Origin of the sequence: Paenibacillus amylolyticus (genome assembly GCF_051136285.1) — a bacterium.
GTDB classification, from domain to species: Bacteria; Bacillota; Bacilli; order Paenibacillales; family Paenibacillaceae; genus Paenibacillus; species Paenibacillus amylolyticus_F.
On record NZ_CP194938.1, the window covers coordinates 5,768,116 to 5,784,529 of the forward strand.

The 16,414-nt window shown below is 48.1% G+C and carries 16 protein-coding genes and 1 other annotated feature; of the genes, 15 read left to right on the forward strand and 1 reads right to left on the reverse strand.

Features of this window, described 5'->3' with window-relative positions; genetic code table 11:
• The first annotated feature begins 1 nt into the window (after position 1).
• From spoVAE to leuS, 15 genes are all read left to right on the forward strand, one after another.
• Complete coding sequence (spoVAE, locus tag ACR8BL_RS24980; RefSeq protein WP_434750039.1) at positions 2–352, forward strand: stage V sporulation protein AE; 351 nt, start codon at positions 2–4, stop codon at positions 350–352.
• 195 nt (positions 353–547) lie between these two features.
• Complete coding sequence (locus tag ACR8BL_RS24985) at positions 548–1,504, forward strand: AAA family ATPase (protein WP_434750040.1); 957 nt, start codon at positions 548–550, stop codon at positions 1,502–1,504.
• 15 nt (positions 1,505–1,519) lie between these two features.
• Positions 1,520–2,755, forward strand: a complete 1,236-nt coding sequence (locus ACR8BL_RS24990; RefSeq protein WP_434756739.1) for a DUF58 domain-containing protein — start codon at positions 1,520–1,522, stop codon at positions 2,753–2,755.
• Positions 2,752–4,965, forward strand: coding sequence for a transglutaminase TgpA family protein (locus ACR8BL_RS24995; RefSeq protein ID WP_434750042.1), 2,214 nt, complete (start codon positions 2,752–2,754; stop codon positions 4,963–4,965). The genes ACR8BL_RS24990 and ACR8BL_RS24995 overlap by 4 nt, the downstream gene beginning before the upstream one ends.
• A 107-nt stretch (positions 4,966–5,072) precedes the next feature.
• The gene (locus ACR8BL_RS25000; protein ID WP_434750043.1) at positions 5,073–5,600 is read left to right on the forward strand and encodes a YqeG family HAD IIIA-type phosphatase; all 528 of its coding nucleotides are present in this window, start codon (positions 5,073–5,075) and stop codon (positions 5,598–5,600) included.
• On the forward strand, positions 5,597–6,724 hold the full coding sequence (gene yqeH / locus ACR8BL_RS25005) for a ribosome biogenesis GTPase YqeH (RefSeq protein ID WP_434750044.1): 1,128 nt from the start codon (positions 5,597–5,599) through the stop codon (positions 6,722–6,724). Before ACR8BL_RS25000 ends, yqeH begins: the two co-directional genes overlap by 4 nt.
• 50 nt (positions 6,725–6,774) lie before the next feature.
• Positions 6,775–7,650 carry a shikimate dehydrogenase gene (aroE, locus tag ACR8BL_RS25010; RefSeq protein ID WP_434750045.1) on the forward strand — a complete coding sequence of 292 codons (876 nt, stop codon included), beginning with the start codon at positions 6,775–6,777 and terminating at the stop codon, positions 7,648–7,650.
• 70 nt (positions 7,651–7,720) lie between these two features.
• Positions 7,721–8,014 carry a ribosome assembly RNA-binding protein YhbY gene (gene yhbY / locus ACR8BL_RS25015; RefSeq protein ID WP_434750046.1) on the forward strand — a complete coding sequence of 98 codons (294 nt, stop codon included), beginning with the start codon at positions 7,721–7,723 and terminating at the stop codon, positions 8,012–8,014.
• 14 nt (positions 8,015–8,028) lie between these two features.
• The gene (locus tag ACR8BL_RS25020) at positions 8,029–8,619 is read left to right on the forward strand and encodes a nicotinate-nucleotide adenylyltransferase (RefSeq protein ID WP_434750047.1); all 591 of its coding nucleotides are present in this window, start codon (positions 8,029–8,031) and stop codon (positions 8,617–8,619) included.
• Positions 8,603–9,169, forward strand: a complete 567-nt coding sequence (gene yqeK, locus ACR8BL_RS25025) for a bis(5'-nucleosyl)-tetraphosphatase (symmetrical) YqeK (protein WP_434750048.1) — start codon at positions 8,603–8,605, stop codon at positions 9,167–9,169. Before ACR8BL_RS25020 ends, yqeK begins: the two co-directional genes overlap by 17 nt.
• 17 nt (positions 9,170–9,186) lie before the next feature.
• Positions 9,187–9,534 (forward strand): ribosome silencing factor, encoded by a 348-nt coding sequence (gene rsfS / locus ACR8BL_RS25030; protein WP_123062611.1) that lies wholly within the window; start codon positions 9,187–9,189, stop codon positions 9,532–9,534.
• Complete coding sequence (locus ACR8BL_RS25035) at positions 9,531–10,436, forward strand: CvfB family protein (RefSeq protein ID WP_434750049.1); 906 nt, start codon at positions 9,531–9,533, stop codon at positions 10,434–10,436. Before rsfS ends, ACR8BL_RS25035 begins: the two co-directional genes overlap by 4 nt.
• A 206-nt stretch (positions 10,437–10,642) precedes the next feature.
• Positions 10,643–11,413, forward strand: coding sequence for a class I SAM-dependent DNA methyltransferase (locus tag ACR8BL_RS25040; protein ID WP_434750050.1), 771 nt, complete (start codon positions 10,643–10,645; stop codon positions 11,411–11,413).
• Positions 11,414–11,630: 217 nt separating this feature from the next.
• Positions 11,631–12,587: a phosphotransferase family protein gene (locus ACR8BL_RS25045; RefSeq protein WP_434750051.1), complete on the forward strand. Its 957-nt coding sequence runs from the start codon at positions 11,631–11,633 to the stop codon at positions 12,585–12,587.
• Between the two features lie 113 nt (positions 12,588–12,700).
• Positions 12,701–12,964: a binding site (T-box leader), on the forward strand.
• A gap of 73 nt (positions 12,965–13,037) precedes the next feature.
• Entirely contained in the window at positions 13,038–15,482 is a 2,445-nt protein-coding gene (gene leuS, locus ACR8BL_RS25050; protein WP_434750052.1) for a leucine--tRNA ligase, read from the forward strand.
• Here leuS and comER read toward each other — a convergent pair.
• Positions 15,463–16,308, reverse strand: a complete 846-nt coding sequence (gene comER, locus ACR8BL_RS25055; RefSeq protein ID WP_434750053.1) for a late competence protein ComER — start codon at positions 16,306–16,308, stop codon at positions 15,463–15,465. The genes leuS and comER overlap by 20 nt on opposite strands.
• Positions 16,309–16,414 lie beyond the last annotated feature (106 nt).

Sequence of the window (16,414 nt, forward strand, 5' to 3'; positions counted from 1 at the left end):
CATGCAATTTCTCTGGGCTTTTATCGTTGGAGGTCTGATCTGTGTGATCGGACAGCTGTTGATGGATGGTGCGAAGCTGACACCAGCCCATACGATGAGTACGCTGGTAGTGGCTGGTGCTGTAGCGGATGCATTAGGGCTTTATGATCCTCTGGTGAAGTTCGCAGGTGCAGGTGCGTCGGTGCCCATCACGAGCTTTGGCAACTCATTGGTGCATGGAGCATTGACCGAGCTTGAGAAAGAGGGCTGGATCGGCGTAATTACCGGTATTTTTGATCTCACGGCAGCGGGAATATCGTCGGCGATTATCTTTTCTTTTCTCGCAGCACTGGTTGTTCGGCCCAAAGGTTAAAATTTTAAAGAATCCAATGATAAGATAAGGCTTCGGATGAACATTATCCGTGGTCTTTTTTTTGTCGTATTCATGCGTTAAATGCGGTGAAACGGACGACTGGAAACAAATTGTGAGTTCCTTCGAGTGTACTCGTGACCCTGGATCATGTACAATAAAAGGAAATCTGTATGCTTTTTTAGGAGGTTAGACCACATGCCTGTGCGCAAAGAGTCGATCCAAATCATATCTGCAGTTCGTTCGAATCTGGAATCCTGCATTATGGGGAAATCCTTTGAAATTCAACTTTTACTCACAGCTTTGCTTGCAGGCGGACACGTTCTGATTGAAGACGTACCGGGAACGGGCAAAACACAGTTAATCAAAGCACTGTCGAAATCCATGCGCGGGGAATACCGGCGTATTCAATGTAATCCTGATATTCTACCGAGTGATATTACGGGAGTTTCTGTTTTTCATCCCAAGGACGAGCGCTTTTATTTCCGACCAGGTCCGGTCATGACCAATATTTTGCTGGCGGATGAGATTAACCGTGCGACGACGAAAACACAATCGGCTTTGCTGGAAGTTATGGAAGAGCGCAGTGTAACCGTAGATGGTGACACGTATGATCTGCCACATCCTTTCATGCTCTGCGCAACGCAGAATCCGATTGATTTTGAAGGAACATACACGCTGCCTGAAGCACAGCTTGATCGCTTTATGTTAAAGATCAGTCTGGGTTACCCTGACAAAGATATTGAGAAAACATTGCTGAAGCAACATCAATCGGGTCAGCCTGTAGACCGGCTTGAATCTGTCACTCACATGGATCAAATCTCGGCGATTCAGCAGGAGATCAAAGAGGTATTTATCGGAGATCCTGTGATGGATTATCTGCTCGATGTGGTTCGTCACACGCGTACTCACCCGTCTGTATTGTTAGGTGCCAGCCCAAGAGCAGCCATTTCTTTTATGATGGCCGTGAAAGCTTTTGCCTTCCTACAAGAGCGAGACTATGTACTGCCGGATGATGTGAAAACGATGGCTCCGTATGTAATTTCTCATCGTATCGTACTTCGTCCTGAATCCAGACTGGACAGTATGAGCTCAGAGGCCGTTCTGAATTCCGTATTACAGCAGGTTCGTGTACCTGTATCCATGGGGCAATAGTTGATGAGACCGCTTTTGACTACAGTCAATCGAGGCCTGCGCCACCCCCGCGTATGGGGCATCTTAGTGGTGTGGATGTGCTGTCTGGCGTACGTTTTATTTCAGGGAGGGAAAACCTCGCTTATGCTCTTGTCCATGGTCACACTGATCTGCCTGTATCTGGCGATCGCCGGGTTCAGTGGAGTGAAACGGACTCAGGGCGTGCGCACGCTCTCTTCTGGTCAGGATCATGAAGAACTGCTTCATGCCGGAGATCAGGTTCAGGTTAAGCTGAGCTTGACCATTCCCGGATTTCTTCCATTACCTTATGTGGTTGTTCGTGAGATATTGCATCGGCACAATGGAGAATTGTGGTCGTTTAAAGAAAGTCTGATCCCCAGTATGCGGGGATCAGGTGAATTGTCCTTCCAGACACCGCCGCTGGAGCGGGGGAAGTACGTTTTCGCGGAAACGGAATGTGCCAGTGAGGATATTTTCGGGTTGATTGAACATCGCGGAACATTCCAGGCAAGGGGTGAGTTTCGTGTATTGCCTCGCACTGTATTTATACCGTATTGGCAGTTGTACGATCGCAAGTCGCGGTTGTCAGGGCCACAGACGGCATTGACACGTTCTCGCAGGGAAACAACCCAGATCAATGGGGTGCGTGACTACGTGTATGGAGATCGACTTTCCCGCATTCACTGGAATGCTACAGCAAAGACAGGCAACTGGAAGTCTAAAGAATTCGAACATGAGTCTGTGCCTAAAACGATCCTGGTGCTGGATGCGCTGGCTGGAAGCTACCCGCACGGAGAAGCATTTGAACTGGCCGTTTCCACGACAGCCTCTCTGCTGGATTACGGTAGCAGAGAACGAATGGGCATGGGATTGTTAACCTTGGCTGAAAAGGTATCCTTTATGCCTCCAAGTGAAAGTCTGATCGAACGGCAGAAGATGATGCATCATCTTGTGGACATTCAGGATAATGGACAGGATGTTAGCTTGCTTCCTGGGGTCGAGAAAATAGCACGGCAGTTTCCGCAAGGAGCCTACTTTGTTGTCATCTCTCCACAGAAAGATGAAAAAATACTTGAACTGCTTCGCTGGGCGGATACACGCGGAATGACTCCATGTCACATCCTGATTGATGCAGCGGAATCCCGCCGAAGCTCCGAATGGAATGCCATGCTGCGGGGCAGGGGAACAAGATCATTCACCGTTGCTCACCTGCAGGAGCTTCCAACGGTCATGGGGGGAGGTTCGGTATGAACGCCAGAGGACATGAAAGCTTCGGGTTAAAAAGGTCCTGGTATCATGCGGCATCCTTGCTCTGGATATTTCTAATCGCTATGCAATGGATATCGTTTACTCAGGAATCCTGGTATACCGAGACGACTTCGCTGGTGCTATGGACGCTGGCAGCTGTAAGTGTTTTGGAGGTTGTTCTTCCCTTCAAAGTGGTGTACCGAACGGTGATCAAGGCCGCCGTTGTCTTATATATTTTGCATAAAACATTGATCGATTATATGGTGTACATCCCATATGGTACGTTAACAGAGCGTGTGGAGCAGTTTATCCTGCACATGCCTCCGTATATCTGGTTTTCCTTATGTACATGGGTGATGTTAGAGGCTGCGCTTCGTCTTGTGAACACAACCCGTCGCATCCTGGTTTTTCTGGGTGTTAATATCATTTCAATGGGGATCCTGGATTCCTTTACACAGATTCCGTTGTGGGTTGAGATTGCCTGGGTGATGTTTGCAGGCATGGGCTGGCTCGTATGTCAGCACTTCCGTAATTATCAGCTGCAATACCCGCAAGGTTGGAAACGAATGATTCGGTATCCTTACAAAATACTGGCGAATATTGCTATCATCTTCTCATTAATCATTGTAGCCAGTGTGAACATGCCGGAAATTCCGCCAACTTTGACGGACCCATACACGGCTTGGCGGAATTACACCGGATCATCTGCGAACCAATCGGGAAATAACGTGCTGGATGTTCCTGCAGCGACGGAGTCGGGATACAGTCGGGAAGACAATCAGCTTGGCGGAGGATTTAACTTTGATTACACGCCCGTGATGTCGATTACGACCAGTGACCGCAGCTACTGGCGCGGTGAGACGCGTTCAGAGTATACAGGGACAGGTTGGGATGAGCCTGGACGTGCGGCCATGGAAAATGTGGCAGCCAGTCAGACGCTGGAGAATGAACAGGCCGGGAAAGTGAATACGAAACAGGTTACGCAAAAAGTAACAATGTTGAATGACACCAAATATCCGATCTTGTTCGGTGCGTATTCCATATCAAAGGTAAGCTCGGTGAACGGTGAAGAGACAGCAGATCGTATGCTCTGGAATACGGAGCGGGCTGAGTTGCATGTGGTAACGTCGCGTCAGCAGCCACAATATCCTAAAAACTATACGGTTGTATCAGAAGTGCCAATTATCGTGGAGGATGAGCTACGTACCAAATCATCTGAAGCTCTTTATACAAGTAATCCGGCAGAGGACAAGTATTTGCAATTGCCGTCCCGCTTCCCTGAACGGGTAAAGGATCTTGCTGCCGAGATTACAGCTTCTGCGAAAACACCGTATGAAAAAGTGGCATTACTGCAAAACTATTTACAACAAAACTTTAATTACACCAACAATCCGGATTTATCCCGGAAAGTGAGCAATGATTTTGTTGAAGGTTTCTTGTTTGATATTCGTGAAGGATATTGTGATTACTTTTCCACTGCGCTTGTGATGATGGCTCGGTCTGAAGGTATTCCAGCCAGATGGGTTAAAGGGTATGCGCCTGGACAAATGTCTCTAAACTCGGACTTACAGACCCCTCGTCAGCCTGGTGCGCCGATTGAAACGACATACACCGTAACGAATGCAGATGCTCACTCTTGGGCAGAGGTGTACTTTGGCGAGTACGGATGGATTCCGGTTGAAGCAACACCTGGATTTGATATGCCGCTGCTAACCGAATCACCAGAAGTTCAACCAGCTGATCAGCCGGAAGATCAGCCAGAGGAAGAGCCGGTTCAAGAAGAAAAACAAACACCGGCTCCTGAGCAGACGACAGCAGCGATTCCGACCTTTGTGATCTGGATTGCAGCTGCTATTATTGCACTGTGGGTAGCTTACATGTTCTGGCGCAACCGGCTTTCGCTGCGATTCTTGCTGCTCCGCCTGCGTACAGGCAAACCATTAACACCTGAACAGAAGGTGTTAGCTGAGACAGAGCGCTGGATTCGTTATGCAAGAAGACAAGGCCTGACTCGTAGTGGAGACGAAACGCTGCGTGAGTCTGTAACCCGCTGGAGTCAGCTTAGACCATCAGCTCAAGCGACACTGGAAGAGCTGCTGATGAAGTTTGAACAGACTCGCTACAGTCCAGAGGCGGTAACCGTCGATGACTGGAAGGTTGTCTATGAGGCAGCCCTGAAGCTGCGGAAGGAACTGAAAGCGGAACGGGCATAAATGCTGCCCGTCCCGTTTTTCCTTTTTTATAGTGATAAAGGGTGTTTGCATTTTCAGGAAAGACGGATTTGTGATATAGTGTGTCGTATGAAACTGAGGTGACTTCTTTGTTTAAAATGTTACTACCCAAGCTGCGTGTAGACACGGTTTTTGATATTAATCTGGAAGAACTGTACGCTCAAGGGTATCGTGGAATCATAACTGACCTGGATAATACGCTTGTTGGAGCTAAAGCACCTGATGCCACACCCGAATTGATTGAATGGTTCGCACGTGTAAAACAGGTGGGATTCAAGCTGATGATTGTGTCCAATAACAATCTGAATCGTGTGTCCCTGTTTGCGACTCCTTTGGATATCCAGTTTGTGCATAGTGCACGCAAACCATCGAATGTACCGTTTCGTAGAGCAATGAAAATGATGGAGCTTGCTCCCGAGAAAACCATTGTTGTGGGGGATCAAATGCTTACCGATGTTTATGGAGGTAACAGACTAGGATTATATACCGTTCTGGTGCTGCCGATCTCTGTCGGAGATGAGGGCTTCATGACCCGCTTTAATCGGAGAGTAGAACGGATTGCCCTGTCGAATTTGCGTAAGAAAGGCTTATGGCTTGAGGAGGAAAAGAAGAAATGACAGAACCGCATAACGGCAATATTGCCGTAAGATGCAGTGGATGTGGCGTGAATCTGCAAACGGAAAATCCGGATTTGCCGGGATTTATTCCTGAGAAAGCACTTGATCGTGAACCGGTCATCTGCCAGCGCTGTTTCCGTATCAAAAATTATAATGAGTCATCATCTGTCACGGTAGATCAGGACGAGTTCCTGGCTCTGCTCAGCAAAATCGGGGATAAGGATGCACTCGTCATTCATATCGTTGATTTGTTTGATTTTGATGGCAGTATCATCTCTGGTTTGCAACGCTTTGTTGGGAACAATCCGGTATTACTTGCCGTGAACAAAACGGACTTGCTGCCTAAAGTAACCAACTGGAACAAGGTTCGGAACTGGGTACAGAAACAAGCAAAAGAACAAGGACTGCGAACGGTAGATGTTGTCCTGTGCAGTGCCAAGCAGAATCAAGGGTTTGACCGTCTGCTTGAGCTTGTGGGCACGTACCGTGAAGATCGGGATGTTTATGTGGTCGGCGGAACCAATGTAGGTAAATCAACACTGATTAACCGCTTGATTCGAGATTACAGTGATCTGGAGCAGGAACTGACAACATCACGTTATCCGGGAACAACACTGGATATGGTGAACATTCCGCTGGATGATGGAAAATATATTATCGATACGCCGGGAATTGTGTATCCATGGCGGTTCAGTGAGATTGTATCACGTAAGGATCTGGCTGCGATCATGCCGGAGAAACCGCTTAAACCTGCGGTATATCAATTGAATTCCGGTCAGACTCTGTTCTTCGGTGGTATGGCTCGGTTTGATTTTCTAGAAGGTGATCGTCAATCGTTCACTTGTTTTATCAGTACTGCGCTGGACATTCATCGGACGAAACTGGAACGGGCAGATGATCTATACCGTGATCACCTGGGTGAGTTGCTGTCTCCGCCAACGCGTGAGCATGCGGTCGAGATGCCGGAATGGACGAGACATGAATTCCGGATCAAACGTGGCAGTCAGTCGGATGTATTCATCTCTGGTCTGGGCTGGATTAAGGTTAACGGAGATAACGGTGCCCTGGTGGCTGTCCATGTTCCAAAAGGGATTCGGGTACAGATCCGTCCTTCCCTGATCTAGTTGGGTACAGGCTTTATATTCGAACAACGGATCAGATCGGAGGCGAGCCGATGTCGGCAGAAAACAAGTTCAATTCTTCACTTCCTGTATTGCTTGGTGTAATGGGTGATCCGATTGCTCACTCCAAGTCCCCGGCCATGCATAATGCAGCTTTGCAGGCAGCTGGTGTGCACGGAATGTACATGCCGCTTCATGTGCAGCCTGATCAGCTCGAAGCTGCTGTTCGCGGCATTGTGGCGCTAGGCTATCGTGGAGTTAATGTCACGATCCCGCATAAGGAACAAGTGATGCAATATCTCGATGTAATCGATGAAAGTGCTCGTTTGATCGGGGCAGTGAATACCATCGTGAACGAACATGGTACGCTGACAGGATATAATACCGATGGAATTGGGTATGTACGTTCCTTGAAGGAGGAGGCTGTTCCTCAGATCAAAGGAAAAAGGATTGCTGTTCTTGGAGCCGGCGGAGCGGCAAGGGGTGTTATCCATGCACTTGCATTGGAGAAACCGGAACAGATCCACATCCTGAATCGGACAGCCAACAGAGCGATCACTCTCGCTGCGGATCTGCGAAATCATGATTTGGGAGAAATATCCGGGAGTGGGATGGAAGAAGCTCAAACTGTACTTGCCACAGCAGATATCGTTATTAACACAACTGCAGCAGGCATGCACCCACACATGGATGATGTACCGGTCAATCCTGCATGGATTCGTGAAGGGGCAGCCGTCAGTGATCTGATCTACAATCCGCTGGAGACGCGTCTGCTGCGTGAGTCTCGTTTACGCGGATGTATCGTGCATGGCGGATTAGGCATGTTTGTTTATCAGGGAGCTGTCGCATTCGAACACTGGCTTGGCATTCCCGCTCCGGTAGATACCATGAGACATGCGGTACTGGAAAGTTTTAAAAATAATAATTGAACGGTCAGATCCCTGAATCAGCTTCGCGCTGGATATGGGGTCTGCTCAATATAAGGAGTATGGAGTATTCATGTTAACTGGTAAACAAAAGCGTTTCTTGCGTTCAGAGGCTCATCATCTGACCCCTGTTTTTCAAATTGGTAAAGGCGGCACGAATGAACACTTGTTCCGTCACATTGAAGAGGCGATTGAAAAGCGCGAACTGATGAAAGTACAAGTGCTGAACAACAACCTGGATGATAAAAATGAGATTGCAGCAGAAATTGCCCGTGAAACAGGTAGCGAACTTGTACAAGTGATTGGCAGTACCATTATCCTGTACAAAGAATCACGGGATAATAAACAAATCGAACTTCCAAGATAAGGAGAGTGGCGCGTGTGAAGATCGGCATCATGGGCGGTACATTTGATCCGATCCACATGGGGCATCTGCTGGCAGCCGAAGCGGCGAGGGATTCGCATGCATTGGATGAAATCTGGTTCATGCCTTCCCATGTCCCGCCTCACAAACCCGGAGCAGGTGCAACAGGACAGCAGCGCCTCGAGATGACGGAAGCGGCTGTAAAGGATGCTCCTCAATATGAGGTTCTGGGCATTGAAATGGAACTTGGCGGCGTATCCTATACCATCGACACGATGCGTGAATTGTGGCGCCGTCACCCTGAACATGAATTTTATTTCATCATTGGGGCAGATATGGTGAACTATCTTCCCAAATGGGAAGAGATTGAAGAACTGGCGTCCAGATTGACCTTTATCGGTGTTGGACGTCCGGGCTTTCAACTACATCTGGATGATCTGCCGGATGCATTACAGAATCGGGTGCTGCTGGCTGAAATGCCGCTTGTTGATATTTCTTCCACGGCCATTCGCAGACGTCTTGCGAAAGGGCATTCGGTTCGGTTTATGATTCCTGATACAGTTCATCAATACATTGTAGGGAGCGGTTTATATGGCACTAAGCCGTGAGGAGTTAATACAGGCTGTCTCTGCACAGATGCCCGCCAAACGCTGGAAGCACACGCAGGGTGTTATGGAATCTGCAGTTGCTTTGGCTGAAAAGTACGGTGCTGATCCGGAAAAAGCGGATATTGCAGCGATTTTACATGATGTGGCTAAATATTGGCCCATCGCGGAGATGGAAGCGGTCATTCGTGATAACGGATTAAATGTGGAACTTTTACAGCATGACAAGCAACTTTGGCATTCAGAGGTGGGTGCTTTTGTAGCTGAACGTGATTATGGTGTGTTGGATTCTGAAATTATTCATGCGATTCGGTGGCATACTTCAGGTAGAGTGGGCATGAGTCTTCTGGACAAAGTCGTATGCCTTGCCGATTATATTGAGCCTGGGCGTGATTTCCCCGGGGTGGAGTATATTCGTGAGCAGGCTCAGCGCAGCCTGGAGGAAGGCTTGATTGCGGGTTTTGATTCGACCATCAGCCTGTTGCTCTCCCAGCGCCGTGTCATCTATCCGCTCACGGTACTCTCACGTAATGATTTAATTGAACAATTATAGATTATGGAGGTTGGTTCATGACAGTATCATCGAAAGAACTTATGAACATGGTAGTTGCTGCCGCTGACGATAAAAAAGCATCAAACATTGTAGCTCTTGACCTGAACAACATTTCGCTCGTTGCAGATTATTTTGTGATCTGCCACGGGAATTCAGATACACAGGTGCAAGCCATTGCTACCGAGATTCGCAAACAGGCGCATACAGCCGGTGTAACCATTAAAGGTATTGAAGGTATGGACTCTGCACGCTGGGTGCTGATGGATCTTGGCGATGTCGTGGTTCACGTATTCCACCGTGATGAGCGCGAGTATTACAATATCGAGCGTCTCTGGTCTGACGCCAAAGTGGTGGAAACGGTATGAGTTTGATCGCAGGAACAGTCGTCTCACTGCCGGTTTCACGTGAAGTGTCTCCATTTGGCTATTTTTTGACGACAGGATCGGAAGATGTATTGCTTCACTATACCGAGCTAACTCGGGATATCAAGATTGGTGAAACGCTGGAGGTTTTTGTATTCTTTGATACAGAAGACCGTCTGGCTGTTACGATGAAAAAGCCTTACCTCACGCTGGGTGAGATGGCTAAACTGGTTGTGGCTGATGTGCATCCGCGCCTCGGTTGCTTCCTGGAGATGGGACTCGGACGTCAGTTATTGCTGCCGATCCGTGAATTGCCTGAACTCGAAGAGCTTCGTCCTCAAGTTGGGGATGAAGTGTTCGTGATGATGGAGCACGACAAACAGGGGCGTCTACGTGCCAAATTAGCCGGTGAACGCGAGCTTTCACCGCTTGCCTTCCACGCGCCAACCACCTGGTTGAATGAGTGGGTGGAAGCGCTGGTGTACAAGCCACTTCAGATGGGTACGTTTGTGCTTGTTGATGGTGGTGTACTCGGCTTCGGGGCGATTGGGATGATCCATTCCTCCGAGCGCAGTCATATGTTGCGTTTGGGTGAAAAGGTGAAATGCCGGGTTACGCTGGTGCGGGAAGATGGTCGTGTGAATCTGGCCATGACACAGCGCAAAGAAGTTGGGCGTAACGAAGACGCAGACAAGCTGCTTGCTTTTATGAAAGAGCGCCCGATGGGTGGTATGCCGTATTCGGATGCAACACCGCCGGACATTATCAAACAACGTTTTGGCATCAGTAAATCTGCGTTTAAGCGTGCCCTGGGCAAGCTGATGAAAGATGGACTGGTGGTACAAAAGGAAAGCTGGACGTATCTGTCCGAATCTGCTCCTAAACAGGAGCAGGAAGAGAAGTAAACCTGCGATAACGGGGCTCATCTTTTATTTAAACTTAAATACATTCATTCTGTACGAAGTATAGTATGTTTCTTGAAGTGAAGCGGATGCATGGTGCACCGATTTAAGTAAAGCAGGGCCAAACTGGGTAAACACCGGATGCCCTGCTTTTTCTTTGATTTTGACTCAATCCGATGAGAAAATGAAATTGAAAGTGCGGTGCCGACATGTCTTACCGGAAATTTGCCTACGTTTACGATGAATTAATGGAAGATATGCCTTATCCGGACTGGATAAGGTTTGCAAGAACAGCTTGGGAACAGCATGGCATGCCCAAAAGTGTAGTCGAGCTTGGTTGTGGAACAGGTTCAATCACAATTCCGCTGGTGAACTCCGGCTTTGAAGTGACGGGTATTGATCTCTCCTCAGATATGCTGTCTGTTGCCCGTAGCAAAATGGAAGCCACATCCCAGGGACATCGTTTGTACCGGGAAGGCAGTGTGCGCTGGGTGCAACAGGATATGCGGGAATGGAGAGTACCGGAACCTGTAGACTCTGTCATTTCGTTCTGCGATTGTGTGAACTATTTGCTGGAGTCAGAAGATGTAATTCGTACATTCGAACGCACGTATGAGATGCTGAAGCCGGGAGGTACGTTTCTGTTTGATGTGCATCATCCGAATACACTGATTCGGTATGATGAGGAACAGCCTTTTGTGTTGGATGAGCGATCTGTCTCATATATCTGGACGTGTGATTTTGATCAGGAACGTTGTGAAATTGAACATCATTTGAGCATTTTCTCTCGCATGGACGGGGGGAGCAAGGATACCTATCAGCGATTTGAGGAAGTTCATGTGCAGCGTGCTTATGATCCGGACTGGATGAAGCTGGGGTTAAGCAAAGCGGGCTTCCGGGACGTGAAAGTGTATGCCGACTTTGAATGGGAAGAAGCTGGAGAGAGCGCGCAGCGGTTATTCTACGTAGCCGTAAAATAAAGGTTTAACGAAAATTATAATGTGTAATGTTAGATTAATTTTGATCAGGAACTGTCCTTCAGCAGCATGTGAGCATGTTGCCAGGGGCAGTTTTTTTCAAACAGATATGATCAAAGGTATTGCCGCATGAAGTAAAGAAAGACATAATGAATTAAATGCAGAAAGCGTTTTCTAAAAAGGGGATTGAACATAATCTAGTAACGGAGGGATTACCAAGATGGAAAGTACATATAAAACAAGGTTGTGCAAAGAGCAGCTTGATCAGATTATCAGGCAACATCTCGCTGTATCGATTCAAGATTATGAGGAAATGATTGAAGGCTGGGCAAACCAAGCGTATAAAATCATGCTTGATGACGGACGCAAAGTTGTCCTTAAAATTTCGCCCTCGGCTATGATCAATCTGATGCGCTGTGAACAGGATGTGATGACGGCAGAAGTGCAAGCACTCCGACTTGTTGCCGAGCTACAGGACGTTCCTGTACCAGAGGTACTAGCTTATGATGCTTCGCTACAATACGCACCGGCGCAGTATTTTATTATGGAATACATGTCCGGAATGCCATATAATCAGGCCAAAACTCTGTTTACTGCCGAAGAGCAGGAAGAGGTTGAACAGCAGCTAGGCCGATACAATCAGCGAATCAATGAGATTAAGGGGAAGCAGTTTGGTTATTTTTCAGGAAAGGACAGGCAACGTGCGACGTGGAGAGAAGCTTTCTTGATGTTGATGGACGATATGCTTGCTGATGGTAAGGAAGCTGAAGTGGACATCGGGATGGATTACAACGAGCTGAGGGATCTGATTGAGGAGAAATCGGATGCACTGGATGAGGTGACCGAATCCGTTCTGATCAGCTGGGATTTATGGGACGGCAATGTGCTTGTGCAGGATACGCAGATTACGGGCATTATTGATTTTGAACGCTCGTTATGGGGAGATCCGCTCATGGAGCATTATTTCAGTCATTTTAACTACACTCCGGGATTCCTGAAAGGGTATGGACGAGCAATTACGACAGAGAATGAGAGGCAACGGAGAAGTCTGTACGATTTGTATTTTGACCTTGCACTGCGGATTGAATGTGACTACCGTCAGTATGATAATCAGGAGCATATTCAATCGACGATTCATAATTTGGCGGAAGGTATCATACGTTTTCGGAAAATTTGAACAGTACCCGGGTACGTTGGTGTGTGGAGAGCTTGTCATTGGAAAAGGATGAATGTGACGCGTCATATTGACTTTGGGCTTGCATTTTTATATAATGTTCCCCATATTGTATACATATTTCGATGATGAGGATCAGTAGTGATTTCTGTACATGACAGAGAGTCGGCGGGTGGTGCGAGCCGATTGACAGTATTTTGCGAACTCGCCTTGGAGAAATGCGGTGATTACACGGTTCTATGCCTTATGTGCATGTGTAGAACGAGAATGGAAATCCGCATCGGTTAACCGCCGTTACAGGTCTAAAGGGAGTGGATGACGAAGCACGTTCATCCGCTAACTAGGGTGGTACCACGGGAATTCAACCTCTCGTCCCTAGCGCTGCAAACGCTACGGGATGCTGAGGTTTTTTTGTTGCTATAAAAGCGCTTATAACCTGAAGGAGGAATATAGATGAGTGAGAATCACCAGCCGAAGCACGGCTATCAGCCGCAAGTGATGGAGAAAAACTGGCAGCAATTTTGGGATGAGAATAAAACGTTCAAAACAGGTGAGGACCCGTCCAAACCGAAGTTTTACGCATTGGATATGTTCCCGTATCCATCCGGTTCAGGACTACATGTAGGTCACCCGGAAGGATATACAGCAACGGACATCGTATCTCGTTATAAACGGATGCGCGGATACAATGTACTGCATCCGATGGGTTGGGACGCTTTCGGTCTGCCTGCGGAGCAGCATGCACTGGATACGGGCGAGCACCCGCGTCACATCACATTCCGTAACATTGACAACTTCCGTCGTCAGATCAAGTCTCTTGGATTCTCGTATGACTGGGATCGTGAGATCAGTACAACAGACCCTGAATATTACAAATGGACACAGTGGATTTTTATCCAGCTGTACAATAAAGGTCTGGCCTATGTTGATGAAGTACCAGTGAACTGGTGTGAAGCTTTGGGGACGGTACTCGCAAACGAAGAAGTTATTGATGGCAAAAGTGAGCGTGGTAACCACCCGGTTGTTCGTAAACCGATGCGCCAATGGGTACTGAAAATTACGGAATATGCAGAGCGTTTGCTGGAAGATCTGGAAGAGCTGGACTGGTCGGAAAGCATCAAAGACATGCAACGTAACTGGATTGGTAAATCGACCGGTGCTGAAGTGGTTTTTGCCATTGAAGACCGTGAAGAAGTAATTAAAGTATTCACAACGCGTGCCGATACATTGTTCGGTGCAAGCTTTGCCGTTCTGGCTCCAGAGCATGAATTGGTGGATGCAATTACGTCCGATGCACAACGCGGGGAAGTCAAGGCGTATCAGGAACAGGCTTCGCGTAAGAGTGATCTGGAACGTACCGATTTGGCAAAAGACAAAACAGGTGTGTTCACAGGCGCATATGCGATCAATCCGGTCAACGGAGCGAAGCTGCCGATCTGGATTGCAGACTATGTACTGGCTGGTTACGGTACTGGAGCTGTTATGGCTGTTCCGGGTCACGATGCACGAGACTGGGAATTCGCGAAGCAGTTTGACCTGAATATCATCGAAGTTATTGAAGGCGGAGATGTAACAAAAGAGGCTTATACAGGCGACGGCGCGCATGTGAACTCTGATTTCCTGAACGGATTGAACAATGAAGAGGCTGCTGCGAAGATGATCGCTTGGCTCGAAGAGAACGGCAAAGGACAAGGGAAAACAACTTATCGTCTGCGCGACTGGCTGTTCAGCCGTCAACGTTATTGGGGAGAGCCGATTCCGATTCTGCATCTGGAAGACGGAACGATGAAGACCGTGCCAGAAGATCAATTGCCGTTGCTGCTGCCTGACATCGACCAGATCAAACCTTCAGGCACAGGTGAATCACCACTGGCTAATGTTACCGACTGGGTGAATACGATTGATCCAGAGACGGGCATGAAGGCTCGCCGCGAAACGAACACCATGCCACAATGGGCGGGAAGCTGCTGGTATTACCTGCGGTTTATCGATCCGCACAATGACAAGGAACTGATCTCACAGGAGAAACAGCAGCAATGGCTGCCAGTTGACCTGTACATCGGTGGAGCAGAACACGCCGTGCTTCACTTGCTGTATGCTCGTTTCTGGCACAAAGTGCTGTACGATCTGGGTGTTGTACACACCAAAGAACCGTTCCACAAGCTGGTTAACCAAGGTATGATCTTGGGAACCAACAATGAAAAAATGAGTAAATCTCGCGGTAATGTCATCAATCCGGATGAGATTGTTAATGAATTCGGTGCGGATACACTGCGTCTCTATGAAATGTTTATGGGGCCGCTGGAAGCAACTAAACCTTGGAATGCTAACGGGGTAGAGGGGATGCATCGTTTCCTGTCCCGTGTATGGCGTCTGTTCATTAACGAAGATACAGGTGCGATTAATGAGAAGATTACGGCTGACGGTGGAACCGATGAATTCAAACGCACAGCGCACAAAACGATCAAAAAAGTAACGGAAGATCTGGAGCATCTGCGCTTTAACACAGCAATCAGCCAATTGATGATCTTCATCAACGACGCGTACAAAGCAGACACACTGCCTCGTGAAGCGATGGAGAACTTTGTTCAGTTGCTGTCACCTTTGGCGCCACATATGGCAGAAGAGCTGTGGAGTCGTCTTGGATATGAGGGTGGGATTTCTTACGTGGCTTGGCCTGAATACGATGAGTCCATGACGGTAGACGCAGAAGTTGAAATCGTGGTTCAAGTGAATGGCAAAATTGTAACTCGTGCGACCATCGCGAAGGATCTGGATGCGCAGGGAATGCAGGATTATACGATGGAACTGGCACCTGTAAAACAGGCGCTGGAAGGCAAGACTATTCGCAAAGTCATTGCCGTTCCAGGCAAACTGGTTAATATTGTTGCCGGTTAATTTCACTGGCACGGAACACCTCATCCAGCTTGACTAAATCTTCATCATATTTTTCATGTGTGGTGTGGATCAGGCTGTCAAATACGCCATTCAAGTTATTTCTCAGCAGAGCAAGTGCCTGTGCGGTTATTCCGCCAGGTACAGCGACACGAGCTTGAAGCTCTTGTGGAGTGTAACCTCCCTCGGTGAGCAGCTTGCCTGTACCTAAAAGCATCTCACCGGCAAGGGCACAAGCGTCCGCGCGTTGGATATCTGTCAGTCGAACAGCGCTTTCGATCCATTGCTCCAAAAAGAAGGATATGAATGCAGGTCCGCAGCTGGAAAAGTCGGATGTGATCCGGGTACAGGCTTCGTCCACCTGATAGGGTTTGCCGATATGACTCATCAGGCCTTCCAGCACATTGCGGTCTTCGGCAGTCATTCGTTCGCCATGGATGAACAGTGTTGCTCCGCTGCCGACCTGATGTGTAACGCTTGGGATAACCTTGGAGACTTTGCAAGGAAGTGAAGATTCCAGATGGCGCAGTTGCACGGGGCTGGTGATCGAGACGATTATTTGATTGGAATTCACGACAGGCAAGATGTCATCAATGACATGTCTGAATTCCAGCGGCTTCACGCACAGGAAGATGATGTTGCTGCGAATCACTGTTTCCCGGTTGCTCTGCGACTCATGTAGCCCAGGGTAACGGAGGGAAAGCTGGCGTACTTTGGAAGGGGTTCGATTGCTTGCTGCAATCTGACGAGGTTCGAGTGCACCGGATTGAATCAGGGCATAGATCAACAGGCTGCCCATGCTGCCGGTTCCGATAAATCCAACCTTCATTGGTTCAGGCCTCCTTTCATGCTTTACGGTAATGGCGCAGTATCTTCCCTTTATTGTATGCATGAGACTCTGGTTCACATGACATGAAAATATGTAACTTGTATAA